This window comes from Burkholderia sp. 9779_493 (genome assembly GCF_015712215.1).
In the GTDB taxonomy this organism is placed as follows: domain Bacteria; phylum Pseudomonadota; class Gammaproteobacteria; order Burkholderiales; family Burkholderiaceae; genus Burkholderia; species Burkholderia cenocepacia.
This window is the reverse complement of record NZ_JACCQA010000016.1, coordinates 23,098-49,520: the sequence shown is the minus strand read 5'-3', so window position 1 is coordinate 49,520 and position 26,423 is coordinate 23,098. Positions and strand designations below refer to the sequence as shown.

Below are 26,423 nucleotides of genomic sequence, written 5' to 3'. Positions count from 1 at the left end.
CCGCGGGGCGCTTTTTCTTTGGGCACGACGCGCGGAGCGCTGCGCTCCCGCCGTTACGCGCTGAACGTGATCGGCAGGCCGGCCTGCTGGGTCGCGTAGTCGGTGAGCGCCGAGAAGAACTCGGTGCCCGTGCGCGTATCGCGCCATTCGCCGTCGATGAAACGGTAGTGGAATCCGCCGGCCTTCGCGGCGATCCACACCTCCTTCATCGGCGGCTGCAGGTTGACGATGATCTTCGAGCCGTTCTCGAACGTCAGCGTCAGCACGCTGCCATTGCGTTCCAGATCGATGTCGTGATCGCCGTCGTTCGCGACGTCCACGGTACGCTCGACGGCCGCCAGCACGGCCTCTGCACGGGCCAGGTATTCAGTATCGGACATGCTAAACTCTATCGGTTAAATTGTTCAGGGACGATCATGCGAGTCGTTTTCCGGATGAGCGCGATTGTAGCGGCTTTGGCGATTCTTGCCGGCTGCGGTCAAAGCGGCGCGCTCTATCTGCCCACCGTGCCTCCGATGCCCAAGCCGATCCAGCCGCAGAATACGCCGCCGTCGGACGTGAAACCGACCGACGAAAACGCGTCGTCCGACGAGTCGCCCGACACGTTCGGCTCGCCGCTCACGCTGTCGCCCGAACTGTCGAGCACATCGACCATGCCCGCCCCGGCATCGGGCCCGGCCGCGACGAAGTAACGACGCACTGCCGCCCGCGCGGCGCACGGAACGAGGCGATGACTTCCCGGTCATCGCCTTTTGTTTTTCAGCGGCCGCGCCGTCACGCGCGCACGCGGCGCCAGCCCCACGTCACCAGCCGCCAGCCGAGCAGCGCGGCGACGATCGCCGCGTAGAGCTTCGGCTGCGCAAGATCGTGCTTGCCCGCCCGCATCCACCAGAAGTGCAGCACGCCGAACAGCGCGATCGCGTAGATTGCGCTGTGCAGCGTCGCCCAGTGGCGACCGAGCCGGCGCACCATCGCGCGCGGCGACGTCGCGGCGAGCGGAATCAGCAGCACGAACGCCGCGAAACCGACCGTGATGAACGGGCGCTTGCCGACATCCTTCAGGATCGCGACGACGTCGAACCACTTGTCGAACCACAGGTAGGTCGTGAAGTGCAGCGTCGCGTAAAAGAACGCGAACAGCCCGATCATCCGACGAAAGCGCAGCAATGGCGCGAAGCCCGTGATGCGCCGCAGCGGCGTGACGGCCAGCGTGATGCACAACAGGACGAGCGTCCACAAACCGGTCGAACGCGTGATGAATTCGATCGGGTTCGCGCCGAGCCGGTCGGTCAGCCCGAACAGCACGATGCGCGCGAGCGGGTAGAGGCCGGCCGCGAACACCAGCACCTTGGCCGGCGCGAGCCAGCGCGGCGCGGCAGGACGGTTCGCCCCGGCACGCGCCGTGCGAGCAGCCTGCCCGGCGCCCGCGGCGCGCGCGGGTGTGAGCGTCGAAGGATGCATGTCGTTTCTCACGGTCGCGCTCAGAAATTCTTTTTCAGGTCCATGCCCTGATACATCGATGCGACCAAGTCGCCGTAGCCGTTGAACATCAGCGTCTTGCGCTTCGGCGTGAAGAAGCCGTCCTCGCCGATGCGCCGCTCGGTCGCCTGGCTCCAGCGCGGATGATCGACGTTCGGGTTCACGTTCGAATAAAAGCCGTACTCGTTCGCCGCGTACGTGTTCCAGCTCGTCTTCGGCTGCTTGTCGACGAAGCGGATCTTCACGAGCGACTTCGCGCTCTTGAACCCGTATTTCCACGGCACGACGATCCGCACCGGCGCACCGTTCTGGTTCGGCAGCACCTGCCCGTAGACGCCCATCGTCAGCAGCGTCAGCGGATTCATCGCCTCGTCCATGCGCAGCCCTTCCGAATACGGCCAGTCGAGCACGGGCGTCGACAGGCCCGGCATCTGCGACGGATCGGCCAGCGTGACGAACTGCACGTATTTCGCGTTGCCAGTCGGCTGCACGCGCTTGATCAGCTCGGACAGCGGCACGCCGATCCACGGGATCACCATCGACCAGCCCTCGACGCAGCGCAGCCGGTACACGCGCTCCTCGAGCGGCGCGAGCTTCAGCAACTCGTCGAGATCGAACACCTTCGGGTGCTGCACCTCGCCTTCGACACTCACGCGCCACGGGCGCGGCCGCAACGTGCCCGCGTTCTGCGCCGGATCGCTCTTGTCGGTGCCGAATTCGTAGAAGTTGTTGTAGGACGTGATGTCCTTGAACGGCGTCACCTTGTCGATGGCGACGAATGTCGGGTTGGTTTTTGCCGCGAGCTTCGCCGCCCGCGCGTCGGGTGACGCATACGCGGCGAGCGCCGCGCCGCTGGTGCCGAACAGGCCGCCCGCGGCCGCGAGGCCGGCCGCCTGCAACACGCGCCGCCGATTCTCGAATACCGCGCGCGGCGTGATCTCGCTCGGCGCGATATCCGCGCCGGTCAGTACGTTACGCAAAGGGCGTTTGATCCACATCGTGCAGTTCCTCCCGCATGCGCGACGCGCATGCTTCATCAGCGTTCGACCCGGCCCGTCGCACGCCGTTCGACGCCCGGTTCGCCCGCCCATTACAAAAGAAAACCGCCGGGCACGCAGTGCACCGGCGGTCTATGGTCGGACGAGCGGCGGAAATCTTACAGCTTGCCGTAGCTGTGCAGCCCGGACAGGAACATGTTGACGCCGAGGAACGCGAACGTCGTGACCAGCAGGCCGGTGAGCGCCCACCAGGCGGCCACCGCGCCGCGCAGGCCCTTCATCAGCCGCATGTGCAGCCACGCCGCGTAGTTCAGCCACACGATCAGCGCCCAGGTTTCCTTCGGGTCCCAGCTCCAGTAGCCGCCCCACGCTTCGGCCGCCCACAGCGCGCCGAGGATCGTCGCGATCGTGAAGAACGCGAAACCGACCGCGATCGACTTGTACATCACGTCGTCGAGCACCTCCAGCGTCGGCAGGCGATCCGCGAGGATCCCGCGCTCCTTCATCAGGTACGCGACCGACACCATCGCCGACAGCGCGAAGCTGCCGTAGCCGATGAAGTTCGCCGGCACGTGGATCTTCATCCACCAGCTTTGCAGCGCCGGCACGAGCGGCTGGATCTGCTGCGCATCGCGCGCGACCGAGTACCACATCAGGAAGCCGACCGCCGCGCTGATGACCAGCAGCACGAACGCGCCGAGCGAACGCGTGCCGTAGTGGCCTTCGTAATACAGATAAAGCAGCGCCGTGATCAGGCTGAACAGGACGAACACTTCATAGAGGTTCGATACGGGGATGTGCCCGACGTCCGCACCGATCAGGTAGGACTCGTACCAGCGCACCATCAGCCCCGTGAAGCCCATCAGCACGGCGACCCACGTGAGCTTCTGGCCGATCGCGGCGCCCGTTTCGGCGCGCGCGAGCAGCCCGATCCAGTAGAAGATCGTCGCGAGCACGAACATCGCGCTCATCCACAGGATCGCCGACTGGCTCGACAGGAAGTACTTGAGGAAGAACGCCGAATCGGCGCGGGCGAGATCGCCCTGGTAGATCTGGATCGACAACAGCGACAGCACGGCGATCGACGCCATCATCAGCCGCGCGGGCTTCCAGCGCCAGCCGAGCGCGACGAGCGCCGGCACGGTGCCGATCATCACCGCCTTGTCGTAGTAATCCATGTGCGCGTTGTAGTGCACGAGCGCATAGCCCGCGCCCGCCACGAGCGCCAGGGCGAACAGCCAGTCGAACAGCGACAGGCGTGCGAGGAACGGACGCTCGTCGAACAACGGCGACGATGCCGGCGCCGGGGCCGACGCCGTACGGGAAGAGGAAACTTGCGTGAGATCCATGATGTTACCGGGTGGAATTCTCGGAATCGGAACCGCCGCCGACAGGCGGGCGGGCCGTCGAAGCCGCACCGGCGGGCGCGGCATCGCGAGGTGCGGCGCGCAAGGCGGCGCCGGCCGCGTCGCGCGTCTGCACGAATTCTTTCTCGAAATCGAAGGTCTTGCGGGCCGTGGACATTGCCATCACCACATCGACGCCCGAACCGGCGTCCTTCAGCCAGAACCAGAGTCGCCGCTCGCGCACGTAGAACATCGAGAAGATGCCGGCGACCAGCAACAGGCTGCCAAGATACACCAGATTCTTGCCGGGTGCGCGCGTCAGCTGAAATACCGAAGCTTGCACCTGCTTGAAGGAATCAAGCTGCAAATAGACCGGCGATCCATACAAGAAGCTGTCGGATAGCGCGTTGATCGCGTTCTGCACGAAGCGGATCGTGTCGGTGCCCTGCTGCGCGGCCGGCTCGCCGGCACGCTCGCGCGCAATCTGCCAGACCTCCCACATCGAGCCCTCGAGCATCCGCAGCAACAGGCTCGCGGCCTTCTCCTGCTCGCCCTTCGGCACCGAGCGGTCGATGAAGGTCGCCACCGCCTGAAAGCCGCCGACCGGCTGGCCATCCGCGCCGCGGCCGACGCTGTCGTCGCTCGCCGCAAACAGGGTCAGCACCTTCGACGCGCTGTCCTGCAGGCGGCCGCGCAGCGACGCGTCGCCCGGCAGCGAGCGCTGCGCGAAGCGCGCGGCGGCTTCGGTGCGCACGGCCGGATCCTCGAGCGCGGCGCGCAGGCGCATCCATTCGCCGATCGAATCCTGGCTGTCGGCCGGGATCCGCATGTAACGGAACGGATCGTTCGGGCTCGCGCGCACGCCGGCGAGGAACACGCGTTCGCCGTTCATGTCGACGGGCAGCATGTAGTTGTTGAATTCGCGCGCCTGGCCGTCCTTGCCACGAATCTTGTACTGCACCGACGGACCGATGTTGTGGAGCTGCGTCGGCTTCGACGTCTTCGCACCCGAGCCGAGCCGCTCGTCGAATACTTCCTTCAGCGAGCTGGTCGTCGCGACGCCGCGCACGTCCGGCTTGCCGTTCGCGTCTGCCATGTTTTCGACGTTGATCGCGCGGAAATCGGAGAACTCGATCGTGTCGCCGTCGGCGCCCGGGACCTGCAGCGGGGCCGAACTGCCGATCGTGCCCTTCACGGGAACGGTCGCCGCATGGCTGCCCGTCATCGGGTAGGCCGTCATCTGCATTTGCGAGCCGCCGTCCTGGAAGCTCGACTGGTAGATCGACACGCCCTTGTACGTGAACGGCTTGTTGACCTCAACCCGCGCCGGAATTTTCCGGCCGGTCTCGCGATCGATCACGACGATGTCGCTCGCGAACAGTTTCGGCATGCCCGTCGTGTAGTAATCGACGATGAACTTGTCGAGCTGGATCGAGAACGGCAGGTCCTGGATCAACGAGCCGCTCGGCTGGTTCAGGATCGCGGTCGACACGAACTGGCCCTCCGGCACCCACGCATAGCCGCGGAACGTCGGGTTCGACGCGGACAGGCGATGGTCGGGCGAAATCTCGCTGATCGTCGCGCTCGTGTTGACCGGGCTCTTGCCGAACATCCACATCTGGAATTTGATCGGCAGGTTGCTGTCGAGCAGGCCGCCGATACAGATCACGACGATCGCGAGGTGGGCGGAAATGTAGCCCCACTTGGTCATCGCGCCGCGCTTCGCGGAGATCAGCGTCGCGCCGTCGGTTTCACGCACGACGTGCTTGTAGCCGGCCTTCGTGACGAACGTGGCGAGCGTCGCCGCGACCGTCGCGCGCGTGCCGGACGCCGTGTACTCGGCCTTGTGGTGGAACGCGCGCAGGCTGCCTTCGCGGACCTTGTCCTTCCAGCTCTTCGCATCGGCGAGCATCTTCGGCGCATTGCGGATCACGCACAGCGAGATCGACACGACGAGGAAGATCAGGATCAGCATGAACCACCACGCGCTGTACACGTTGTACAGGCCCAGCGAGCGGAAGATGTCCGCCCAGAACGGCCCGAACTGGTTCACGTAGTTCGGATACGGATCGTCCTGGGTCAGGACCGTGCCGATGATGCTCGCGATCGACAGCACCACCAGCAGCGCGATCGCGAAGCGCATCGAGCTGAGCAGCTCGACCGCGCGTTTCGACGCACCCTGACTCGACTTCGACTGCAACCCCGACGTGGTAACGCTCATTCAAACTCCGACTCAGGGGAAACAGCCCCCACACTCACTATGTTCGCTGCGCCCCAACGGGCGATCGGCACGCTCGGGACGGCCCGGCGAGTGCCAACAAAAAAGGGCAAGGCGACCGCGAACAGCGGCGCCCCACCCTTTTCTTGTTCTGACTCCGGCCGCCCTTCGGGCGGCCGGTCATTCCATGCGCGGTTGACCGCTCAACGCAGACCCGCGATGTAATCGGCGACGGCCTTGATCTCGGTATCCGACAGCCGCGACGCGATCTGATGCATCGCCTCGTTGTTGTTGCGCGCGCCGGCACCCTGCTGGAACGCGGTCAACTGCGCGACCGTGTAATCGGCCCATTGCCCCGACAGACGCGGATACTGGACCGGGATCCCCTGCCCCGTCGGCCCGTGGCAGCTCGCGCAGGCCGGTACGCCCTTCTCCGCGATGCCGCCGCGATAGATCTTCTGGCCGACCGGCACGGTCGCCGCATTGCGTGCGGTACCGAGCTTCGTCGTCTGCGACCCGTAGTACGCGGCGACGTTGCGCATGTCGTCCGCGCTCAACGCGCTTGCGAATCCGACCATCACCGCGTTGTTACGCACCGGCCCCTTCGCGCCCGGCTGCGTCTTGAAGTCGTTCAACTGCTTGACCAGATATTCGGGATGCTGGCCGGCGAGCTTCGGGAAACTGCCCGACGCACTATTGCCGTCGGCGCCGTGACACGACGCGCAGACCTGCCCGGCAATCGCCTTGCCGCGGTCCAGATCCGGCTTCGCCGCATCTGCCGCGTTTGCCTCCGCTACGAAACCTACGAACCCTGCTGCAACCTGAAGCACCATCAGAGACTTGCACAGTCGATTCATTCGCACACCCTGTTTCGTCTTGTGGGAATTTGAGGTTCTGCAAAAAACGACGGCGTTCAGTCTACCGCAGAAGCCACATAAAAGCGCGAGGCAGGCGCCCGTTGGCCTTCGGTAAAACCGCCGTATTGTACAATATCGTGCTGAAAGCTCCCGTGCCTATCGGGGCTACCCCGCCTCCACCAAGCGGCTCGCGCCGCCCGTCCTTCCGGTTCCCATGGCCTTTCTGCTCCATCAAGCCCGCTTCTACACGACCGTCAACCATCTGCGCGACCTGCCGCCGACGGTCCAGCCGGAAATCGCGTTCGCGGGCCGCTCGAATGCCGGCAAGTCGACGGCGATCAACGTGCTGTGCAACCAGAAGCGGCTGGCCTTTGCGTCCAAGACGCCCGGCCGCACGCAGCATATCAACTACTTCTCCGTCGGCCCCGCCGCCGAGCCCGTCGCGAACCTCGTCGACCTGCCCGGCTACGGCTACGCGGAAGTGCCCGGTGCCGCGAAGGCGCACTGGGAAATGCTGCTGTCGTCCTATCTCGCGACGCGCTCGCAGCTTTGCGGCCTGATCCTGATGATGGATTCGCGCCGTCCGCTGACCGATCTCGATCGACGCATGATCGAGTGGTTCGCGCCGACCGGCAAGCCGATCCACACGCTGCTGACGAAGTGCGACAAATTGACGCGCCAGGAAAGCATCAATGCGCTGCGCAACACGCAGAAGGGGCTCGACGCGTATCGCGACCAGGGCGTGAAGGGCAAGCTGACGGTCCAGCTGTTCTCGGCGCTGAAGCGTACGGGGCTCGACGAGGCCCATGAACTGATCGAGAGCTGGCTGCGGCCGTCCGTCGCCGACGAAAAAAGCGAGCCTGTAGCACAATGAGCGGGCAACGCGCGGCTGGGATCGGCTGCGCGCACCTGACGGCACCTGCGGATTCGGCCGGCTCATAAAAAAACCCGCCGTTGAACGGCGGGTCAAACAGCCTAATCGAAAAACGACAGGCACCCGCTCAGGGAGGAGAAGCGGGGAGCTGCACGCAACGCGTGCCGCTCGATCGCTATCATATACCAACGATCTCGAAAATGACCTAAGGGTTCCGTAAGGTCTTCTTGCCCTGATTTCTGCCAAATCGCCATGAGCTTCCATCCGCTTCATCGTCCGCGCCGGATGCGCCGCGACGACTTCTCCCGCCGCCTGATGCGCGAAAACCGCCTGACCACCGACGACCTGATCTACCCGGTGTTCGTCGTCGAAGGCACCCAGCAACGCCAGCCCATCCCGTCGATGCCCGGCGTCGAGCGCGTGTCGGTCGACCTGCTGATGCAGGTCGCCGAGCAGTGCGTCGAACTCGGCGTGCCCGTGCTGTCGCTGTTCCCGGCCATCGAGCCGTCGCTGAAGACGCCCGACGGCCGCGAGGCGGCCAATCCCGAAGGCCTGATTCCGCGCGCCGTGCGCGAGCTGAAGAAGCGCTTCCCCGAGCTCGGCGTGCTGACCGACGTCGCGCTCGATCCGTACACGAGCCACGGCCAGGACGGCGTGCTCGACGAGAACGGCTACGTGATCAACGACGACACGATCGAGATCCTGATCGAACAGGCGCGCGCGCAGGCGGAAGCCGGCGTCGACATCGTCGCGCCGTCGGACATGATGGACGGCCGCATCGGCGCGATCCGCGAGATGCTGGAAAGCGACGGCCATATCCATACGCGGATCATGGCCTATTCGGCGAAGTTCGCATCGGCGTTCTACGGCCCGTTCCGCGATGCGGTCGGTTCGGCATCCAATCTGGGCAAGGGCAACAAGATGACCTACCAGATGGATCCGGCGAACAGCGACGAAGCGCTGCGCGAAGTACGCCTCGACATCGACGAAGGCGCCGACATGGTGATGGTCAAGCCCGGCATGCCGTATCTCGACATCGTGCGCCGCGTGAAGGACGAGTTCCGCTTCCCGACCTACGTGTACCAGGTGAGCGGTGAATATGCGATGCTGAAGGCCGCCGCGATGAACGGCTGGCTCGACCACGACAAGGTCGTGCTCGAATCGCTGCTCGCGTTCAAGCGCGCGGGCGCCGACGGCGTGCTCACGTACTTCGCGCTCGATGCCGCGCGTCTGCTGAAAGCGCAGCGCTGATCGCACACCGGCGCGCATCAGCAAAAACGGCGGGACACTTCGGTATCCCGCCGTTTTTTGTTTATCGCCGATCGAAGCTGTCAGCCGGCCCGAATCTGCGATTCGCCGGTTCGCCCCGGCAAGCCATCGTCATACCGTCGGCACGGCCGCCCGATCGAGGCTGCGCAGGAACGTGTCGGCCGCCTGATAGCCGACCACCCGGCCGATCTCGTTGCCGTTGCGATCGAAAAAGATGATGCCCGGCGGCCCGAACAGGTTGAAGCGCTTGAGCAGCGCCTGATCGTCCGGGTTGTTCGCGGTGACGTCCGCGCGCACGAGGTGAAGCCGCGCGAGCCGCGCCTGCACGCGCGCGTCGGTGAACGTCAGATGCTCCATCTCCTTGCAGCTCACGCACCAGTCGGCATAGAAGTCGAGCATCACGGGCCGGCCCGACGACTTCAGCAACGCGTCGAGCTCGCCGCTGGAGCGCACCGGCGCGAACGCGGGGCCGTCCGCAGCAGCCGCACTGGCCGACGCCGCACCGCCGGACGCCACCGTACGCGCCGCCAGCACGGCCAGCGGCTTGACGGGATCGGTCGAGCCCGCAGCCAGGCCCACGAGCAGCGTCGCGGCCCAGATCGCGAGCGCGGCGCCCACGCCGCGGCCCAGGCGACGCCAGATCGACGCGGCGCCGGCGTTCGGCGTGAACAGGCCGAGCGCCGCCGCCGCGATCAGCAGCCACAACGCCGCGAGCACCATCTTCAGCCCGCCGGCCAGCACCGGCCACACGATCCACAGCGCGGCCGCGAGCAGCACGATGCCGAAGAACACCTTCACGCCGTCCATCCACGCGCCGGCGCGCGGCAGCACCGTCCCGGCCCCGACGCCGACCACCAGCAGCGGCACGCCGAGGCCGAGCCCCATCGCGAACAGCGCCGCGCCGCCGAGCAACGCGTTGCCGGTATGCGCGATGAACGCGAGCACCGCGAACAGCGGCGCCGTCATGCACGCGCCGACGACCAGCGCCGACAACGCGCCCATCGCCGCGACCGCGACGAAGTGGCCGCCCTGGCGCGCGCTCGATGCCTCGGCCGCGCCGTTCTGCCAGCGCTCCGGCAACGCGATGTCCTTGCCCGAGATCAGCGACACTGCAAACGCGGTCAGCAGCACGCCGAACGCGCCAAGCACCCACGGATTCTGCAACCACGCGCCGAGGCTCTGGCCAACCAGCGCGGCGGCGATGCCGAGCACCGTATAGACCAGCGCCATGCCGACCACGTAGGTCAACGACAACGCAAAGCCACGCGCATGCGTCGCGCGCGTGCCCTGGCCGATGATGATCGCGGACACGATCGGAATCATCGGATACGAACACGGCAGCAGGCTCAGCACGACGCCCGCGACGAAGTAGAGCGCGACGATCGTGAAGAAGCCGTGGCCTTCGAGCAGCGACTGCGCGAAATCGGCGCTCGTGACCTTGTCGAACCAGCTACCCGCGGCAGCCGTGTCGCCGGACGACGATGCGGCGCCGAGCGCGGCGCCATCGACCTTCATCACGTGCTCGGCCGGCGGATAGCAGATCCCTTCGTCCGCGCAGCCTTGCGACGTCACCGCGAGCTCGAACGGCCCGGCCGCCTGCTTCACCGGCACGTGAACGACGACTTCGTCGCGATAGGTCTCGACGTCCTTCTGGAACGTCTGGTCGAACTTCACGTGGCCGGCCGGGAACTGCGGCTCGCCGAGTGTCGCCTGGCCACTCTTCACCGCGAACGCGAACCGCTCGCGATACATGTAATAGCCGTTGGCGATCTTGAAGCGGACGTCCACCTGTCCCGGCGATTCGCTCGCGCTGAACTTGAACGCGACCGACGGATCGAGGAAATCGTCGGCCGCGCGCGCGACGGACAGACCGCCCAGCACGAACACGAACGACAACAGGACCGCAAGAAACCGCAGCGCGCGCACGCGCACCGAAAGCGCCATACCGTTAAACATGAAATAGACGTTGAGTTTCGTTGGTCACCCACTGGCCATACGCGGCCGATGCCGTCGTTTGCCACGAGACGATTTCAGGCGTCTCGTAAGGATGATGCGCGACAATAAATCGCTCCAGTTCGAGCGCCCGCATGGGGCTCGTCTTGAACAGCAACTGGATCTCTTCGGCCGTTTCGACCTTGCCCTGCCAGTGATAGCGCGACTTGATCGTGCCGAGCTCCGATACGCATGCGGCCAGCCGCGCGTCGAGCGCGCCGTCGGCAAGCGCCGCAGCCGTCGCCGCATCGGGCACCGTCGTCAGCATCAGCACCACTATCATCCGCGCCCTCCTCGCTGGTCTGCCGGCTCCTGCCGGCGCCGGTCCCCCCCGTTCAGGGGCCGCACCGGTTGCCCCGTATCGTAGCGCAGCCCGCGCGACGCTGCCGGCACCGGCCTGCGACAATCGATCGCAGCCGACATCCCAAAACAAAAAGGGCCAAGCATTCGCTCGGCCCCTTTCAGATCCTGCTGCGTACCGGAAGCTTACTCAGCTTCTTGCACGTTTTCCGTTTCGTCGACTTCCGGACGGTCGAGCAGTTCGACCAGTGCCATCGGTGCGTTGTCGCCCACGCGGAAGCCGAACTTCAGCACGCGCAGGTAGCCGCCCGGACGGTTCGCGAAACGCGGACCGAGCACGTCGAACAGCTTCGCCACCGAGTCACGATCGCGCAGGCGGTTGAACGCCAGGCGACGGTTTGCCAGCGACGGCTTCTTGCCGAGCGTGATCAGCGGCTCGACGACTTTACGGAGTTCCTTCGCCTTCGGCAGCGTCGTCTTGATGACTTCGTGCTCGATCAGCGAGTTGGACATGTTACGGAGCATAGCCAGACGGTGGCTGCTCGTGCGGTTCAGTTTCCGCAGACCATGACGATGGCGCATTTCAGTTTCCTTGATTCAAAGTTTTGATCCAGCTCTTCTATCGCACCTCGGAGGGTGCACGGGCCGGTAACGAAAAAAAGCAAGATGCGGATTTTAAAGGAAAATCCGCATCTTTGCCAACTACAGCAACAACCGGACTTACTTGTCGAGACCAGCCGGCGGCCAGTTCTCGAGCTTCATGCCCAGCGTGAGACCGCGCGAAGCGAGCACTTCCTTGATCTCGTTGAGCGACTTGCGACCGAGGTTCGGCGTCTTCAGCAGCTCGTTTTCCGTGCGCTGGATCAGATCGCCGATGTAGTAGATGTTCTCGGCCTTCAGGCAGTTCGCCGAACGAACCGTCAGCTCGAGATCGTCCACCGGACGCAGCAGGATCGGATCGATCTGCGGTGCACGCGACGGCGCTTCGGCTGCCGTTTCCGTGCCTTCCAGCGCCGCGAACACGGACAGCTGGTCGACCAGGATGCGGGCCGACTGGCGGATCGCCTCTTCCGGCGTGATCACGCCGCTCGTCTCGATGTTCATCACGAGCTTGTCGAGGTCGGTACGCTGCTCGACACGTGCGCTTTCAACCGCGTAGCTCACGCGGCGAACCGGCGAGAACGAGGCGTCGAGGACGATGCGGCCGATGATCTTGGCCGTGTCTTCGCCGTAGCGACGGACGTTGCCGGGCACGTAGCCGCGACCCTTTTCGATCTTGATCTGAACGTCGAGCTTGCCACCCTTCGACAGGTGCGCAATCACGTGATTCGGGTTGATGACTTCGCAATCATGAGCCAGCTCGATATCGCCGGCCGTCACGACGCCTTCGCCTTCCTTGCGCAGCGTAACCGTCACTTCGTCACGGTTATGCAGCTTGAACACCACGCCCTTCAGGTTCAGCAGCAGGTTGACGACGTCTTCCTGCACGCCATCCAGCGTCGAGTACTCGTGCACCACGCCTGCGATCGTGACTTCGGTCGGCGCGTAGCCTACCATCGACGACAGCAGCACGCGGCGAAGCGCATTGCCCAAGGTGTGGCCGTAACCGCGTTCGAACGGTTCCATGACCACCCTCGCGTGGTTCTCGCCCAGCGATTCCACGGCGATGATCTTGGGTTTCAGCAAACTGGTTTGCATGGGCTTTCCTTTTCAATACCCTCGGCTCGTTACACCGATAAGGCTGACCGGTAACAACCAGAAAATAAACAGCCGAGGCCCCTCCTTGCGCAACGCAATCGGGGTACCTCGGCCGTCAATCGGATTAACGCGAATACAATTCGACGATCAGGCTTTCGTTGATGTCGCCTGCGATTTCAGCGCGTTCCGGCATTTGCTTGAACGTGCCTTCGAACTTCTTCGCATCGACTGCAACCCAGCTCGGCATGCCGCCTTGCTCGGCCAGCGACAGCGCTTCGACGATACGCGCCTGCTTCTTCGCCTTTTCGCGGATCGCGACGACGTCACCCGCCTTCACTTGCTGCGACGGGACGTTCGCGACGACGCCGTTCACGGTGATCGACTTGTGGCTCACCAGCTGACGCGCTTCAGCGCGGGTCGAGCCGAAGCCCATGCGATACACGACGTTGTCGAGGCGCGACTCGAGCAGTTGCAGCAGGTTTTCACCCGTGTTGCCCTTGCGGCGATCGGCTTCGGCGAAGTAACGACGGAACTGACGCTCCAGCACGCCGTAGATACGCTTGACCTTCTGCTTTTCGCGCAGCTGCGTACCGTAGTCGGACGTACGTGCGCCCGAGGTACGGCCGTGCTGACCCGGCTTGCTGTCGAGCTTGCACTTGTCGGCGAGCGAGCGGCGTGCGCTCTTCAGGAACAGGTCGGTGCCTTCACGGCGGGACAGCTTGGCTTTGGGGCCGATATAACGTGCCACTTTGCATTCCTTTATCAATCAGTCACGCGGATCGAAATCCGCGCTAGTCCGCTCCCTTTGGGGCGAACGGTGGGCTTAGTCAATCAAAAAAGCAACGCCCGTCGACGCTGAGCGGCGACAGGCAATGCGCTAGCACGAACGTGCCAGCACATCCTTAGATACGACGACGCTTCGGCGGGCGGCAGCCGTTGTGCGGAATCGGGGTGACATCCGAAATCGCGGTGATCTTGATGCCGAGGCCGTGCAGTGCGCGCACTGCCGACTCGCGACCCGGGCCCGGGCCCTTGATCCGCACTTCCAGATTCTTCACGCCGTATTCCATCGCGACGCGGCCAGCCGACTCGGCTGCGACCTGAGCAGCGAACGGCGTCGATTTGCGCGAGCCCTTGAAGCCCTGACCGCCCGACGTCGCCCATGCCAGAGCGTTGCCTTGGCGATCGGTGATCGTGATGATCGTGTTGTTGAACGACGCGTGAACGTGAACCACGCCTTCAGCGACGTTCTTCTTAACCTTCTTGCGAACGCGTTGCGCCGCGGTGTTCGAAGCCTTAGCCATTACGTTTTCCTGTAACTGTCAGTTCCGCTTACTTCTTCAGCGCTTGCGCTGCACGACGCGGACCCTTGCGGGTACGTGCGTTCGTACGCGTACGCTGACCGCGCATCGGCAGGCCCTTGCGATGACGGACGCCGCGGTAGCAACCGAGGTCCATCAGGCGCTTGATGTTCATCGTCACTTCACGGCGCAGATCGCCTTCGACGACAAACTTGCCTACTTCTTCACGCAGCTTTTCCAGGTCTGCGTCGGTCAGATCCTTGACCTTCTTCGAAAAATCGACGCCAGCTGCCACGCAGATGCTGCGCGAACGGGTGCGGCCGATACCGAAGATAGCCGTCAGGCCGATCTCGGTATGCTGGTGATTCGGGATGTTAACCCCTGCGATACGAGCCATTGTTTTTCCTCAAACAAAAAGCGCAAACAAACGCGCGGTCAGCCTTGGCGCTGCTTGTGGCGCGGATCCGAGCTGCAGATCACGCGAACGACGCCTTTGCGCTTGATGATCTTGCAATTGCGGCAAATGCGCTTAACCGATGCCATCACTTTCATGATAATACCCTTTTTTCAAATCACTTCGCCCGGAACACGATCCGCGCACGAGACAGATCGTAAGGCGTCAATTCAACCGTCACCTTGTCGCCCGGCAGGATGCGGATGTAGTGCATCCGCATCTTCCCGGAAATATGCCCCAACACGACATGGCCGTTTTCCAGCTTCACGCGGAAGGTCGCATTCGGGAGGTTTTCAATCACCTCACCCTGCATCTGGATTACATCGTCTTTGGCCATAGTCCTTTCAACGCATCGGGATGTTGCCGCCCTTGAAGTTAGCCTTCTTGAGCAGTGACTCATACTGTTGCGACATAACGTACGACTGCACCTGCGCCATAAAGTCCATCGTGACGACGACAATGATCAGCAGCGACGTTCCACCAAAATAAAACGGCACGTTCCAGCGCAGCACCAGGAATTCCGGCAGCAGACACACGAAGACGATGTAGATCGCACCGGCCAGCGTCAGACGCGTGAGGATGCTGTCGATATATCGTGCGGTCTGATCGCCCGGACGGATGCCCGGAACAAACGCGCCGCTCTTCTTCAGGTTGTCTGCGGTCTCCCTGCTGTTGAACACCAGTGCGGTGTAGAAGAAGCAGAAAAACACGATTGCCAGCGTGTACAGCAGCACATAGACCGGCTGGCCCGGCTTCAGCGCTTCCGCAACGTTATGCAACGTATTGGAAATCCAGCTTCCTGTCGGCTGACCGGTACTGAACCAGCCGAGAATCGTTGCCGGGAACAGAATGATCGACGATGCAAAGATCGGCGGAATCACGCCCGACATGTTCAGCTTCAGCGGCAGATGCGACGACTGCCCACCGTAGATCTTGTTGCCGACCTGACGCTTCGCGTAGTTCACGAGGATCTTGCGCTGACCGCGTTCGATGAACACGACCAGGTAAGTCACCGCGGCGATCAGAACGACGATGATGATCGCCGAAATGATGCTCATCGAACCCGTACGCACCAGCTCGAACAACCCACCCACGGCATTCGGGAACCCTGCTGCGATCCCGCCGAAAATGATGATCGAGATACCGTTGCCCAGACCACGCTCGGTAATCTGCTCACCGAGCCACATCAGGAACATCGTGCCCGTTACCAGCGTCACGACCGTCGTCAGACGGAACAGCATGCCGGGATCGGTGACGAGGCCCGGCTGGTTTTCCAGCGCAGCCGCGATACCGAATGCCTGGAAGGTCGCGAGCACCACGGTGAAATACCGCGTGTACTGCGTGATCTTCCGTTGCCCTGCCTGCCCTTCCTTCTTCAGCGCCTCGAGCTGCGGCGAAACGATCGCCAGCAACTGCATGATGATCGACGCCGAGATGTACGGCATGATCCCCAGCGCAAAGATCGTGAAGCGGGAAAGCGCGCCACCCGAGAACATGTTGAACATGCCCAGGATGCCGCCCGCCTGGCTCTGGAACAGCTTAGCCAGTTGATCCGGATCGATGCCCGGCACGGGAATGTGCGCGCCGATGCGATAGACGATCAGCGCCAGGAGCAGGAACATCGCTCGCCGGCGCAGATCGCCGAATTTCGCCGTGCTTCGACCGGGTTTTGCAAGACTCGGGCTGTTAGCCAAGTACCTTCTCCGATGAATGCAAGTGACGACGCGCTACGCGTGTCACTCGGCGAACGAACCGCCAGCCGCTTCGATCGCAGCGCGCGCACCCTTGGTGGCACCGAGACCCTTCACGACGATCTTGCGCTTCAGTTCGCCCGTCGCGATGATCTTTGCGCTCTTCGTCAGCTCGCCGACCAGGCCGGCTTGCTTCAGTGCGAGCAGATCGATCTCGTCGACCGGCAGCTTCTCGAGGTCGCCCAGGCGCACTTCACCGACGAATTCCTTCGTCAGCGACGTGAAGCCGCGCTTCGGCAGACGACGTTGCAGCGGCATCTGACCGCCTTCGAAACCGACTTTGTGGAAGCCGCCCGAACGCGATTTCTGACCCTTGTGACCACGGCCAGCCGTCTTGCCGAGGCCCGAACCGATGCCACGACCGACGCGACGCTTGGCGTGCTTGGCGCCAGCTGCCGGCTTCAGGTTATTCAATTCCATATCAACTCCTTGATCCGTAGGGCCGCTTACGCGATGACCTTAACGAGGTACGAGACCTTGTTGATCATGCCGCGGACCGCCGGCGTGTCCTGCAGCTCGCTAACCGAGTTGAGTCGGCGCAGGCCCAGGCCACGCACGGTCGCGCGGTGCGATTCGCGGGTCCCGATCAGGCTCTTGACGAGCTGAACCTTGACAGTTTTTTCAGACATGGTGACCACCCGGGCTTAGCCCAAAATTTCTTCGACGGACTTGCCGCGCTTCGCCGCGATGTCTGCCGGGGTCGACTGCTTGCGCAGGCCGTCCAGCGTGGCGCGAACGAGGTTGTACGGGTTCGTCGAACCGTGGCTCTTCGCCACGACGTTCTGAACGCCCATCACGTCGAACACTGCGCGCATCGGGCCGCCGGCGATCACGCCTGTACCTGCCTTCGCCGGAGCGAGGAGGACAGCGGATGCGCCGTGCTTGCCGTGCACTTCGTGTTGCAGCGTGCCGTTCTTGAGCGGCACCTTGAACATGTTGCGGCTAGCTTGTTCCATTGCCTTCTGGACAGCGACCGGCACTTCCTTCGCCTTGCCCTTGCCCATACCGATGCGGCCATCACCGTCGCCAACCACGGTCAGTGCGGCGAAGCCGAGAATACGGCCACCCTTCACGACCTTGGTCACGCGATTGACCGAAATCATCTTTTCGCGAAGGCCGTCGTCGCGCTCGTCAGCCTGAACTTTCGCTTGCATCTTTGCCATGACGAATTCCTTCCTTAGAACTTGAGCCCAGCTTCGCGAGCTGCCTCAGCCAGCGCCTTGACGCGGCCGTGGTAGCGGAAGCCCGAGCGGTCGAAGGCGACGGATTCGATGCCGGCAGCCTTTGCCTTTTCGGCAATACGCTTGCCGATCAGCGTCGCGGCATTGACGTTGCCGCCCTTGCCCGACTTGTCGGCCAGTTCTGCGCGCACTTCCGCTTCGAGCGTCGACGCGCTGGCCAGCACCTTGGTGCCGCAGGGCGAGAACACTTGAGCGTAGATGTGCGTGTTCGTGCGATGCACGGCGAGACGCGCGACCTGCAGCTCAGCGATCTTGATACGCGTCTGGCGAGCGCGGCGCAGGCGAGATTGAGTCTTATCCATGATTGCGCACCCTTACTTCTTCTTCGTTTCTTTGAGGATCACAACCTCGTCGGCATAACGCACGCCCTTGCCCTTGTACGGCTCCGGCGGACGGTAACCGCGGACTTCCGCAGCCACTTGACCGACTTGTTGCTTGTTGATCCCCTTGATCACGATTTCGGTTTGCGTCGGGGTTTCAGCCTTGACGCCTTCCGGCATCTGGTGCACCACCGGGTGCGAGAAACCCAGCGACAGGTTCAGCTTGTCGCCTTGCGCTTGCGCACGGTAACCGACGCCAACCAGCGTCAGCTTGCGCTCGAAACCCTTGGTCACGCCGTGCACGGCATTCGCGATGATCGCGCGCATCGTGCCCGACAGTGCATTTGCTTCGCGGCTTTCGTCGACCGGCGACAGATTCAGCGTGCCGTCGTTGTTCGCCACGTTCACGAGCGGATTGATCGCTTGCGTGATGGTGCCCAGCGGGCCCTTGACGGTGATTGCACCGTCGGCCAGCTTGACTTCCGCGCCTTGCAGCGCGATCGGGCTCTTACCTACTCGAGACATGTTTCTCTCTCCTCGGCTTTAAGCGACGTAGCAGATGACTTCGCCGCCGACGCCGGTAGCGCGCGCCTTGCGGTCGGTCATCACGCCCTTCGGCGTCGACACGATTGCCACACCGAGGCCATTCATGACCTGCGGAATGTCGTTACGGCCGCGGTACACGCGCAGACCAGGCTTCGACACGCGCTCGAGGCGTTCGATGACCGGGCGACCTGCGTAGTACTTCAGCGCGATATTCAGTTCGGACTTCGCACCTTCCGCCTTCACGGCGAAATCGTCGATATAACCTTCGTCCTTCAGGACTTGCGCGATTGCAACCTTGACCTTCGACGAGGGCATCGCGACCGATACCTTCTCGACCATCTGCGCGTTGCGGATGCGAGTCAGCATATCGGCGATAGGATCACTCATGCTCATTTACGTTTCTCCTATTACCAGCTCGCCTTGGTCAGGCCAGGAATCTCGCCACGGAATGCGATTTCACGAATCTTGTTACGCGCGAGGCCGAATTTACGGAACGTGCCACGCGGACGGCCCGTGATCGCGCAGCGGTTACGCTGGCGGGTCGGGTTTGCGTTGCGGGGCAGTTGCTGCAGCTCCAGGCGTGCTTCGTAGCGCTCTTCTTCCGACTTGCTTTGGTCTTCGACGATCGCCTTCAGCGCTTCGCGCTTTGCTGCGAACTTCGCGACCAGGCGGGCGCGCTTCTTTTCACGTTCGATCAGTGCCAGTTTAGCCACGGTAACCTCAGTTTCTGAACGGGAACTTGAAGCTGGCGAGCAGAGCCTTTGCTTCGTCGTCGGTCTTCGCAGTCGTCGTGATGCTGATGTTCAGCCCACGCAGTGCGTCGATCTTGTCGTAATCGATTTCGGGGAAAATGATCTGCTCTTTCACACCGATGTTGTAGTTGCCACGGCCATCGAAAGCACGACCCGACACGCCGCGGAAGTCACGCACGCGGGGCAGGGCAACCGTCACGAAACGGTCGAGGAATTCGTACATCGCGCGGCCACGCAGCGTCACCATCGCGCCGATCGGGTAACCCTGGCGGATCTTGAAGCCTGCGATTGCCTTGCGGGCCTTCGTGACGACCGGCTTCTGGCCGGCGATCTTCGTGAGGTCGCCAACGGCGTTCTCGATGATCTTCTTGTCAGCGATCGCTTCGCCAAGACCCATGTTCAGCGTGATCTTGGTGATGCGCGGCACTTCCATGACCGACTTGTAACCGAACTTCTCGATCAGGCCGGGCACAACCTTTTCTTTGTAAAACTCTTGAAAACGAGCCATTTTTTACTCCGCTGCGTCAGGCGCTCAGTACGGCACCGGTCGTCTTCAGGAAGCGAACCTTCTTGCCTTCCTCGACCTTGATGCCAACACGCGACGCCTTGCCATTCGCGTCGACCAGTGCGACGTTCGAAATATGCAGGGGCATCGTCTTCGCTTCCACGCCGCCCGTCGTACCCTTCATCGGGTTCGGCTTCACATGCTTCTTGACGAGGTTGATACCTTCAACCGTCACATGTTCAGCACCGACAGCCAGCACGACGCCGCGCTTGCCCTTGTCCTTGCCAGTGACGACGATGACTTCGTCACCTTTGCGAATCTTGTTCATCGCGACTCCTTACAGCACTTCCGGCGCCAGCGAAACGATCTTCATGAATCGTTCGCTACGCAGCTCACGCGTCACCGGCCCGAAGATACGGGTGCCGATCGGCTCGAGCTTGTTATTCAAAAGCACAGCGGCGTTGCCGTCGAACTTGATCAGCGAGCCGTCTTGACGGCGCACGCCCTTGGCGGTGCGGACCACCACGGCGTTGTAAATTTCGCCTTTCTTCACGCGCCCGCGCGGCGTTGCCTCTTTGACGCTCACCTTGATGATGTCGCCAATGCCGGCATAACGACGCTTCGAGCCGCCGAGCACCTTGATGCACAGGACTTCACGTGCACCCGTGTTGTCGGCTACTTCGAGCCGAGATTCGGTCTGGATCATGGTTTGTCTTTCCCAACTTAATCCGGATGCACCACCATGATGCATTCGGTCAGTCTTGGTCCCGTCAGCCAATCGGCTGCTTGGGTTGGAACAGCAGCGACGGCAAACGAAACCCGCCATCGCAATTCGGTGAATCTTTCGGACAGGCAGGCGCCAGTCCGCTTCCCCCACCAACTTCGCCCGCGACGGGGCTCCCATAAAGAGGGAAGACCGGGATTATAACAAATAATCCCGGTCACGCAAGCAAAAACTTTGCGATTTCAAGCACTTCGTGGAGAAGTGCCCGTTACTGCCTACTGCGCTGCCCGCTTAGATGACGCGAGCGGCTTCGACGAGGCGCGACACCGTCCAGGCCTTCGTCTTCGAAACAGGACGCGTTTCCTGAATTTCGACGAGATCGCCTTCGTTGTAGGTGTTCGCTTCATCGTGCGCGTGGTACTTCTTCGAACGCACGACATACTTGCCGTAGATCGGGTGCTTGACGCGGTGCTCGATCAGCACGGTGACGGTCTTGTCCATCTTGTTGCTGACGACCCGACCGACCAGCGTCCGCTTCAGCGAGGTTTTCACGCTATCGTTCATTTCTGGTTCGCCTTCTGAGTCATGACGGTCCGCACACGTGCGATGTCGCGACGAACCTTCTTCAGCTGGCTCGTGTTCGTGAGCTGCTGGGTCGCGAGTTGCATGCGCAGGCCGAATTGCGCCTTCAGCAGGTCCGCCAGCTCCTTGTTGAGCGCGGCCTGGTCTTTCTGGAGAAGTTCGGAAGCCTTCATGTTTTCTCCTTAGGCGCCGAGCTGGCGCACGATGAATGCCGTCTTCAGCGGCAGCTTGGCTGCAGCCAGACGGAACGCTTCGCGTGCCAGTTCTTCGGTTACGCCGTCCATTTCATAGAGCATCTTGCCCGGCTGAATCTCGGCGACGTAGTACTCCGGGTTACCCTTACCGTTACCCATACGCACTTCGGCCGGCTTCTGCGAAATCGGCTTGTCCGGGAAGATCCGGATCCAGATACGGCCGCCACGCTTGATGTGACGCGTCATTGCACGACGCGCCGCTTCAATCTGACGTGCGGTCAAACGACCGCGACCGATCGCCTTCAGGCCGAATTCACCGAACGACACTGCGTTGCCGCGCGTCGCCTTGCCGGTGTTACGACCCTTCTGCTCTTTACGATACTTTCTGCGTTTCGGTTGCAGCATCGTTATTCTCCAGTCTTGCCGTCTTCGGGCTTGCCGGCGCCACGGCGCGGTGCGCCACGACGAGCACCCGGAGCGCCGCCTTCGCCGTCACGGCGCGGACGACGGTCGCCCGGACGCGCATTGCGACGCGGACGCTTGTCTTCGGCTACTTCTTCCACCACCGGTGCGTCGTTGCGGCCGAGCGTATCGCCCTTGTAGACCCACACCTTGACGCCGATGATCCCGTAAGTCGTCTTCGCTTCCGAAGTCGCGTAGTCGATATCAGCACGCAGCGTGTGAAGCGGCACGCGACCTTCGCGATACCACTCCGTACGAGCGATTTCGATACCGTTCAGACGGCCTGCGCTCATGATCTTGATGCCTTGGGCACCCAGACGCATCGCGTTCTGCATCGCACGCTTCATCGCGCGACGGAACATGATCCGGCGCTCGAGCTGTTGCGTGATCGAGTCAGCGATCAGCTGAGCATCGGTTTCCGGCTTGCGGATTTCTTCGATGTTGACGTGAACCGGCACGCCCATGCGGCGTTGCAGTTCCGTCTTCAGCTGTTCGATATCCTCGCCCTTCTTGCCGATGACCACGCCCGGACGCGAGCTGTAAATCGTGATGCGCGCGTTCTTCGCCGGACGCTCGATGACGACCCGACCGACCGAAGCGTTCTTCAGCTTCTTCTTCAGGTATTCACGAACACCGATGTCTTCCTGCAGCATCGCCGCGAAATTGTTGTTGTTCGCGTACCAACGCGAAGCCCAATTGCGGCTGACAGCCAGGCGGAAGCCAGTCGGATGAATTTTCTGTCCCATCGTATGGCTCCTTAATTCCCGACCGTCACAGTGATGTGACAGGATTGCTTCTCGATGCGGTTACCGCGGCCCTTTGCGCGCGCGGTGAAACGCTTGAGCGATGCAGCCTTGTCGACGTAGATGCTCTTGATCTTGAGCTCGTCGATATCAGCGCCTTCGTTGTGCTCCGCATTCGCGATTGCCGACAGCACAACCTTCTTCACGATGCCAGCCGCCTTCTTCGGCGAGAACGTCAGAACGTTCAGCGCCTTGTCGACCGGCAAACCGCGGATCTGGTCAGCCACAAGGCGCGTTTTTTGCGCCGAGATGCGGGCACCGCGATGAATTGCTTTCACTTCCATCTTGATTGCCCCTTATTTCTTGGCCTTCTTGTCGGCTGCGTGACCCTTGAACGTACGGGTCAGTGCGAACTCGCCAAGCTTGTGGCCGACCATGTTTTCCGAGATGTACACCGGAACGTGTTGACGGCCGTTGTGAACAGCGATCGTCAGGCCGATGAAATCCGGCAGAATCGTCGAGCGACGCGACCAGGTCTTGATCGGCTTTTTGTCGCGCGAAGCTGCAGCCGCCTCAACTTTCTTCAGCAAATGGGCGTCGCAGAACGGACCTTTTTTAACAGAACGTGCCATTGCCTACTCCTTAACGCTTGTGACGGCGCTGGACGATCATCGTCGTCGTGCGCTTGTTGCTGCGGGTGCGGTAACCCTTAGCCGGCGTACCCCACGGGCTCACCGGGTCGCGACCTGCAGCCGTCTTGCCCTCACCACCACCGTGCGGGTGATCAACCGGGTTCATCGCAACGCCACGCACCGTCGGGCGGATACCGCGCCAGCGGTTCGCGCCAGCCTTGCCGATCTGGCGCAGGCTGTGCTCTTCGTTGCCGACTTCACCGATCGTTGCACGGCACTCGATGTGCACGCGGCGGATTTCGCCCGAACGCAGACGAACCTGCGCGTAGACGCCTTCGCGTGCCAGCAGCATGGCCGACGTGCCAGCCGAACGCGCCATTTGCGCGCCCTTGCCCGGCAGCATCTCGATGCAGTGGATCGTCGTACCGACCGGAATGTTGCGGATCGGCAGCGTGTTGCCTGCACGGATCGGCGCTTCCGAACCCGACATCAGCTGTTGGCCGACGGTCAGGCCCTTCGGGGCGATGATGTAGCGACGTTCGCCGTCTGCGTAGAGCACCAGCGCGATGTTCGCGCTGCGGTTCGGGTCGTACTCGAGACGTTCGACCTTTGCCGGGATGCCGTCCTTCGTGCGACGGAAATCGACGATACGGTAGTGCTGCTTGTGACCACCACCCTTGTGACGCGTGGTGATACGACCGTTGTTGTTACGGCCGGCGGTCGAGCTCTGCGAGTCGAGCAGTGCCGCGAACGGCTTGCCCTGGTGCAGGTTCTTGTTGACCACCTTGACCATCGCGCGGCGACCCGGCGATGTCGGCTTAACTTTAACGATTGCCATGATTACTTGGCCTCCGCTTCAAAGTTGATTTCCTGGCCGGGCTTCAGGCAGACGTACGCCTTCTTCACGTCCTTGCGGCGGCCCATCGAACGGCCAAAGCGCTTTTGCTTGCCCTTCTGAACCAGCACGTTGACGGAATCAACTTCAACCTTGAACAGCAGCTCGACAGCCGCCTTCACTTCCTGCTTCGTGGCATCCGGTGCGACTTCGAACACGACTTGCTCGTTCTTGTCGGCAACCAGCGTCGCCTTTTCCGAGATCACCGGTGCGAGCAGGACCTGCATCAAACGATGATCGTTCTTGCGAATCTCGCTCATGACAGCAACTCCTCGATCTGGGCGACCGCAGCCTTCGTGACCAGCACTTTCTTGAAGTAGATCAGCGACAGCGGGTCAGCGTAGCGCGGCTCGACAATCGCCACGTGCGGCAGGTTGCGCGAAGCCAGGTACAGGTTCTCGTCGACCGTGTCGGTGATGATCAGCACGGAGTCGAGACCCATGGTCTTGAATTTGTCGGCCAGCAGCTTGGTCTTCGGCGCTTCGAGGATGATGTCCTCGACGACCGACAGACGGCCTTCACGGGCCAGCTGCGAGAAGATCGAGCAGAGACCTGCGCGATGCATCTTCTTGTTGACCTTGTGCGAGAAGTTTTCTTCCGGCGAATTCGGGAAGATACGACCACCGCCACGCCACAGCGGGCTCGACGACATACCGGCACGAGCGCGGCCCGTACCCTTCTGGCGCCACGGCTTCTTGGTCGTGTGCTTGACTTGCTCACGGTCCTTCTGTGCGCGGTTACCCTGGCGAGCATTCGCCTGGTAAGCGACGACGACCTGGTGGATCAGCGCTTCGTTGTAGTCACGACCGAACACGACGTCCGATGCGTTGACCACTGCACCTTCCTGACCATTTTCGTTCAGGAGCTTGAGTTCCATTATTTCGCCCCCTTGGTCTTGACGGCCGGCGTCACGAAGACCTTGCCGCCCTTCGCGCCCGGAATCGCACCCTTCACGAGCAGCAGCTTGCGCTCTGCGTCGATACGAGCGATTTCGAGGTTCTGCACCGTCACCGTCACGTCACCCATGTGACCCGTCATGCGTTTACCCGGGAAAACACGACCCGGATCCTGCGCCATACCGATCGAGCCCGGCACGTTGTGCGAGCGCGAGTTACCGTGCGTGGCACGGCCGGAGGAGAAGTTGTAACGCTTGATCGTACCGGCGTAGCCCTTACCGATCGACACGCCTTGCACGTCGACCTTCTGGCCCACTTCGAAAAGATCTGCACCGACCACGGCGCCATTCGACAGCTCGGCTGCCTTGGCCGCGTCAATGCGGAATTCCTTGAGGATTTCACCGGCTTCGACACCGGCTTTGGCGAGATGACCTGCCAGCGGCTTCGTCACGCGCGATGCGCGGCGGGAGCCGAATGCAACCTGCACGGCCGTGTAGCCGTCGGTTTCAACAGTCTTGATCTGCGTCACGCGGTTGTCCGACACGTCCAGCACGGTGACGGGAATCGAATCCCCTTCCGCCGTGAAGATACGGGTCATGCCAACCTTGCGACCTACGAGTCCAAGGCTCATCATTTTCTCCATTCCCGACTGCGATTGGTCGGGGCTGATTTACAAAATGCCGGGCACGCAAGGCCCAACTTTTTTACGCGAATACGCGAAAAGCCAAGCAGTATAGCCCGACTTCTCGATTTCCGCAAGCAATACAAAGACTTAGCGCCATCCGGCACGCCGGTCGGCGCCGAAAGCCTTACTGCAGCTTGATTTCCACGTCGACGCCAGCCGGCAGGTCGAGCTTCATCAGCGCGTCGACGGTCTTGTCCGTCGGGTCGACGATGTCCATCAGGCGCTGGTGGGTACGGATTTCGAGCTGATCGCGCGACGTCTTGTTGACGTGCGGCGAACGCAGGATGTCAAAACGCTGGATGCGCGTCGGCAGCGGCACCGGGCCACGGACGATTGCGCCAGTCCGCTTCGCGGTATCGACGATTTCGGCAGCCGATTGATCGATCAGACGATAGTCGAAAGCCTTCAGGCGAATGCGGATTTTCTGTTGCTGCATGACAATTCCTTGAAAAGAGCGAGGCGATATTGCATCGCCGGACACTAAAAGAACGTGAAACATGACACCAGCGGGGAGCGAAGCATCAAGTTCCGGACGGTACTTCCACTGCTAAGCCCGCGATTCTACACGAAATTCCGGAGCAGTGTGGCGTGTTTCTCGGCCCGTGCAACGCGGCCGCAAAAACAAAACCGGGCGCCAGCACAAGCTGGGCACCCGGTTTCGGCGGTACAACGGCGTACCGCGGGAATCGCGGACCCCACCGGGATCCGC

At 62.4% G+C, this 26,423-nt stretch carries 40 protein-coding genes; 3 read left to right on the top strand and 37 right to left on the bottom strand.

What is annotated here, in order from left to right; translation table 11 throughout:
- Nucleotides 1-53: 53 nt before the first annotated feature.
- Nucleotides 54-380 carry an iron donor protein CyaY gene (gene cyaY / locus H0X95_RS18245; protein WP_006482891.1) on the bottom strand — a complete coding sequence of 109 codons (327 nt, stop codon included), beginning with the start codon at nucleotides 378-380 and terminating at the stop codon, nucleotides 54-56.
- Nucleotides 381-416: 36 nt separating this feature from the next.
- Between cyaY and lptM the strand changes: the two genes are divergently transcribed.
- Nucleotides 417-692 (top strand): LPS translocon maturation chaperone LptM, encoded by a 276-nt coding sequence (gene lptM, locus H0X95_RS18240; RefSeq protein ID WP_059723963.1) that lies wholly within the window; start codon nucleotides 417-419, stop codon nucleotides 690-692.
- Between the two features lie 82 nt (nucleotides 693-774).
- Here the strand turns inward: lptM and msrQ are convergent, their stop codons facing one another.
- The 5 genes from msrQ to H0X95_RS18215 form a co-directional block, all read right to left on the bottom strand.
- Nucleotides 775-1,461: a protein-methionine-sulfoxide reductase heme-binding subunit MsrQ gene (msrQ, locus tag H0X95_RS18235; protein WP_006482924.1), complete on the bottom strand. Its 687-nt coding sequence runs from the start codon at nucleotides 1,459-1,461 to the stop codon at nucleotides 775-777.
- Between the two features lie 20 nt (nucleotides 1,462-1,481).
- A complete protein-coding gene (msrP, locus tag H0X95_RS18230) occupies nucleotides 1,482-2,477 on the bottom strand; it encodes a protein-methionine-sulfoxide reductase catalytic subunit MsrP (protein ID WP_006491738.1) in 996 nt (331 codons plus the stop codon).
- Nucleotides 2,478-2,635: 158 nt separating this feature from the next.
- On the bottom strand, nucleotides 2,636-3,826 hold the full coding sequence (gene ccsB, locus H0X95_RS18225) for a c-type cytochrome biogenesis protein CcsB (protein ID WP_006494454.1): 1,191 nt from the start codon (nucleotides 3,824-3,826) through the stop codon (nucleotides 2,636-2,638).
- A gap of 4 nt (nucleotides 3,827-3,830) precedes the next feature.
- A complete protein-coding gene (locus H0X95_RS18220) occupies nucleotides 3,831-6,044 on the bottom strand; it encodes a cytochrome c biogenesis protein ResB (RefSeq protein WP_006494455.1) in 2,214 nt (737 codons plus the stop codon).
- A gap of 200 nt (nucleotides 6,045-6,244) precedes the next feature.
- The gene (locus H0X95_RS18215) at nucleotides 6,245-6,898 is read right to left on the bottom strand and encodes a c-type cytochrome (protein ID WP_012492295.1); all 654 of its coding nucleotides are present in this window, start codon (nucleotides 6,896-6,898) and stop codon (nucleotides 6,245-6,247) included.
- A 214-nt stretch (nucleotides 6,899-7,112) separates the two neighbouring features.
- Here H0X95_RS18215 and yihA point away from each other — a divergent pair, with 214 nt between their 5' ends.
- Nucleotides 7,113-7,772 carry a ribosome biogenesis GTP-binding protein YihA/YsxC gene (yihA, locus tag H0X95_RS18210; RefSeq protein ID WP_006477171.1) on the top strand — a complete coding sequence of 220 codons (660 nt, stop codon included), beginning with the start codon at nucleotides 7,113-7,115 and terminating at the stop codon, nucleotides 7,770-7,772.
- 252 nt (nucleotides 7,773-8,024) lie between these two features.
- Nucleotides 8,025-9,023 (top strand): porphobilinogen synthase, encoded by a 999-nt coding sequence (gene hemB / locus H0X95_RS18205; RefSeq protein ID WP_006482872.1) that lies wholly within the window; start codon nucleotides 8,025-8,027, stop codon nucleotides 9,021-9,023.
- 129 nt (nucleotides 9,024-9,152) lie between these two features.
- On the opposite strand, the gene dsbD is transcribed toward hemB, so the two are convergent.
- The 31 genes from dsbD to rpsJ form a co-directional block, all read right to left on the bottom strand.
- Nucleotides 9,153-10,997: a protein-disulfide reductase DsbD gene (gene dsbD, locus H0X95_RS18200; protein ID WP_059723965.1), complete on the bottom strand. Its 1,845-nt coding sequence runs from the start codon at nucleotides 10,995-10,997 to the stop codon at nucleotides 9,153-9,155.
- Entirely contained in the window at nucleotides 10,990-11,316 is a 327-nt protein-coding gene (gene cutA, locus H0X95_RS18195; protein ID WP_034201091.1) for a divalent-cation tolerance protein CutA, read from the bottom strand. The genes dsbD and cutA overlap by 8 nt, the downstream gene beginning before the upstream one ends.
- Before the next feature lie 203 nt (nucleotides 11,317-11,519).
- Nucleotides 11,520-11,915, bottom strand: coding sequence for a 50S ribosomal protein L17 (rplQ, locus tag H0X95_RS18190; protein WP_006477175.1), 396 nt, complete (start codon nucleotides 11,913-11,915; stop codon nucleotides 11,520-11,522).
- A 138-nt stretch (nucleotides 11,916-12,053) separates the two neighbouring features.
- Nucleotides 12,054-13,031 carry a DNA-directed RNA polymerase subunit alpha gene (locus tag H0X95_RS18185; protein WP_006477176.1) on the bottom strand — a complete coding sequence of 326 codons (978 nt, stop codon included), beginning with the start codon at nucleotides 13,029-13,031 and terminating at the stop codon, nucleotides 12,054-12,056.
- Nucleotides 13,032-13,155: 124 nt separating this feature from the next.
- Nucleotides 13,156-13,779: a 30S ribosomal protein S4 gene (rpsD, locus tag H0X95_RS18180; RefSeq protein ID WP_006477177.1), complete on the bottom strand. Its 624-nt coding sequence runs from the start codon at nucleotides 13,777-13,779 to the stop codon at nucleotides 13,156-13,158.
- Between the two features lie 154 nt (nucleotides 13,780-13,933).
- Nucleotides 13,934-14,335, bottom strand: a complete 402-nt coding sequence (gene rpsK, locus H0X95_RS18175; protein ID WP_004197937.1) for a 30S ribosomal protein S11 — start codon at nucleotides 14,333-14,335, stop codon at nucleotides 13,934-13,936.
- Between the two features lie 28 nt (nucleotides 14,336-14,363).
- Nucleotides 14,364-14,729: a 30S ribosomal protein S13 gene (gene rpsM, locus H0X95_RS18170; RefSeq protein ID WP_006400641.1), complete on the bottom strand. Its 366-nt coding sequence runs from the start codon at nucleotides 14,727-14,729 to the stop codon at nucleotides 14,364-14,366.
- A gap of 38 nt (nucleotides 14,730-14,767) precedes the next feature.
- Complete coding sequence (rpmJ, locus tag H0X95_RS18165; protein WP_004199844.1) at nucleotides 14,768-14,884, bottom strand: 50S ribosomal protein L36; 117 nt, start codon at nucleotides 14,882-14,884, stop codon at nucleotides 14,768-14,770.
- A gap of 20 nt (nucleotides 14,885-14,904) precedes the next feature.
- A complete protein-coding gene (gene infA / locus H0X95_RS18160; RefSeq protein WP_004521905.1) occupies nucleotides 14,905-15,123 on the bottom strand; it encodes a translation initiation factor IF-1 in 219 nt (72 codons plus the stop codon).
- 7 nt (nucleotides 15,124-15,130) lie between these two features.
- Complete coding sequence (gene secY, locus H0X95_RS18155; RefSeq protein ID WP_196446134.1) at nucleotides 15,131-16,480, bottom strand: preprotein translocase subunit SecY; 1,350 nt, start codon at nucleotides 16,478-16,480, stop codon at nucleotides 15,131-15,133.
- Between the two features lie 42 nt (nucleotides 16,481-16,522).
- On the bottom strand, nucleotides 16,523-16,957 hold the full coding sequence (rplO, locus tag H0X95_RS18150; RefSeq protein WP_006482880.1) for a 50S ribosomal protein L15: 435 nt from the start codon (nucleotides 16,955-16,957) through the stop codon (nucleotides 16,523-16,525).
- Between the two features lie 26 nt (nucleotides 16,958-16,983).
- The gene (gene rpmD / locus H0X95_RS18145) at nucleotides 16,984-17,166 is read right to left on the bottom strand and encodes a 50S ribosomal protein L30 (RefSeq protein ID WP_006400644.1); all 183 of its coding nucleotides are present in this window, start codon (nucleotides 17,164-17,166) and stop codon (nucleotides 16,984-16,986) included.
- A gap of 15 nt (nucleotides 17,167-17,181) precedes the next feature.
- Entirely contained in the window at nucleotides 17,182-17,700 is a 519-nt protein-coding gene (gene rpsE / locus H0X95_RS18140) for a 30S ribosomal protein S5 (protein WP_196446133.1), read from the bottom strand.
- Between the two features lie 14 nt (nucleotides 17,701-17,714).
- Nucleotides 17,715-18,080, bottom strand: coding sequence for a 50S ribosomal protein L18 (gene rplR, locus H0X95_RS18135; RefSeq protein ID WP_006477183.1), 366 nt, complete (start codon nucleotides 18,078-18,080; stop codon nucleotides 17,715-17,717).
- 12 nt (nucleotides 18,081-18,092) lie between these two features.
- Entirely contained in the window at nucleotides 18,093-18,623 is a 531-nt protein-coding gene (gene rplF, locus H0X95_RS18130; RefSeq protein ID WP_006477184.1) for a 50S ribosomal protein L6, read from the bottom strand.
- A gap of 18 nt (nucleotides 18,624-18,641) precedes the next feature.
- A complete protein-coding gene (gene rpsH / locus H0X95_RS18125) occupies nucleotides 18,642-19,037 on the bottom strand; it encodes a 30S ribosomal protein S8 (protein ID WP_006477185.1) in 396 nt (131 codons plus the stop codon).
- A 14-nt stretch (nucleotides 19,038-19,051) separates the two neighbouring features.
- Nucleotides 19,052-19,357 (bottom strand): 30S ribosomal protein S14, encoded by a 306-nt coding sequence (gene rpsN / locus H0X95_RS18120; protein WP_006482884.1) that lies wholly within the window; start codon nucleotides 19,355-19,357, stop codon nucleotides 19,052-19,054.
- 7 nt (nucleotides 19,358-19,364) lie between these two features.
- Entirely contained in the window at nucleotides 19,365-19,904 is a 540-nt protein-coding gene (gene rplE / locus H0X95_RS18115) for a 50S ribosomal protein L5 (RefSeq protein WP_006482882.1), read from the bottom strand.
- A 16-nt stretch (nucleotides 19,905-19,920) separates the two neighbouring features.
- Nucleotides 19,921-20,229: a 50S ribosomal protein L24 gene (gene rplX, locus H0X95_RS18110; RefSeq protein WP_006477187.1), complete on the bottom strand. Its 309-nt coding sequence runs from the start codon at nucleotides 20,227-20,229 to the stop codon at nucleotides 19,921-19,923.
- Nucleotides 20,230-20,238: 9 nt separating this feature from the next.
- The gene (gene rplN, locus H0X95_RS18105; protein WP_006482918.1) at nucleotides 20,239-20,607 is read right to left on the bottom strand and encodes a 50S ribosomal protein L14; all 369 of its coding nucleotides are present in this window, start codon (nucleotides 20,605-20,607) and stop codon (nucleotides 20,239-20,241) included.
- Nucleotides 20,608-20,916: 309 nt separating this feature from the next.
- Nucleotides 20,917-21,189, bottom strand: coding sequence for a 30S ribosomal protein S17 (gene rpsQ / locus H0X95_RS18100; RefSeq protein ID WP_006477189.1), 273 nt, complete (start codon nucleotides 21,187-21,189; stop codon nucleotides 20,917-20,919).
- On the bottom strand, nucleotides 21,186-21,380 hold the full coding sequence (gene rpmC, locus H0X95_RS18095; protein WP_006400652.1) for a 50S ribosomal protein L29: 195 nt from the start codon (nucleotides 21,378-21,380) through the stop codon (nucleotides 21,186-21,188). Before rpmC ends, rpsQ begins: the two co-directional genes overlap by 4 nt.
- A 9-nt stretch (nucleotides 21,381-21,389) precedes the next feature.
- Nucleotides 21,390-21,806, bottom strand: a complete 417-nt coding sequence (gene rplP, locus H0X95_RS18090) for a 50S ribosomal protein L16 (protein ID WP_006482873.1) — start codon at nucleotides 21,804-21,806, stop codon at nucleotides 21,390-21,392.
- Between the two features lie 2 nt (nucleotides 21,807-21,808).
- On the bottom strand, nucleotides 21,809-22,609 hold the full coding sequence (gene rpsC, locus H0X95_RS18085) for a 30S ribosomal protein S3 (RefSeq protein ID WP_006482899.1): 801 nt from the start codon (nucleotides 22,607-22,609) through the stop codon (nucleotides 21,809-21,811).
- 11 nt (nucleotides 22,610-22,620) lie between these two features.
- Nucleotides 22,621-22,950, bottom strand: coding sequence for a 50S ribosomal protein L22 (rplV, locus tag H0X95_RS18080; protein WP_004199272.1), 330 nt, complete (start codon nucleotides 22,948-22,950; stop codon nucleotides 22,621-22,623).
- Nucleotides 22,951-22,962: 12 nt separating this feature from the next.
- Complete coding sequence (gene rpsS / locus H0X95_RS18075) at nucleotides 22,963-23,238, bottom strand: 30S ribosomal protein S19 (RefSeq protein ID WP_004199273.1); 276 nt, start codon at nucleotides 23,236-23,238, stop codon at nucleotides 22,963-22,965.
- A gap of 10 nt (nucleotides 23,239-23,248) precedes the next feature.
- The gene (gene rplB / locus H0X95_RS18070) at nucleotides 23,249-24,076 is read right to left on the bottom strand and encodes a 50S ribosomal protein L2 (protein ID WP_006482900.1); all 828 of its coding nucleotides are present in this window, start codon (nucleotides 24,074-24,076) and stop codon (nucleotides 23,249-23,251) included.
- Between the two features lie 2 nt (nucleotides 24,077-24,078).
- Nucleotides 24,079-24,393 carry a 50S ribosomal protein L23 gene (gene rplW, locus H0X95_RS18065; RefSeq protein ID WP_004199275.1) on the bottom strand — a complete coding sequence of 105 codons (315 nt, stop codon included), beginning with the start codon at nucleotides 24,391-24,393 and terminating at the stop codon, nucleotides 24,079-24,081.
- The gene (rplD, locus tag H0X95_RS18060) at nucleotides 24,390-25,010 is read right to left on the bottom strand and encodes a 50S ribosomal protein L4 (RefSeq protein WP_006477192.1); all 621 of its coding nucleotides are present in this window, start codon (nucleotides 25,008-25,010) and stop codon (nucleotides 24,390-24,392) included. The genes rplW and rplD overlap by 4 nt, the downstream gene beginning before the upstream one ends.
- Complete coding sequence (rplC, locus tag H0X95_RS18055; RefSeq protein ID WP_006482922.1) at nucleotides 25,010-25,660, bottom strand: 50S ribosomal protein L3; 651 nt, start codon at nucleotides 25,658-25,660, stop codon at nucleotides 25,010-25,012. The genes rplD and rplC overlap by 1 nt, the downstream gene beginning before the upstream one ends.
- A 178-nt stretch (nucleotides 25,661-25,838) precedes the next feature.
- A complete protein-coding gene (gene rpsJ, locus H0X95_RS18050; protein ID WP_004199280.1) occupies nucleotides 25,839-26,150 on the bottom strand; it encodes a 30S ribosomal protein S10 in 312 nt (103 codons plus the stop codon).
- Between the last annotated feature and the right edge of the window lie 273 nt (nucleotides 26,151-26,423).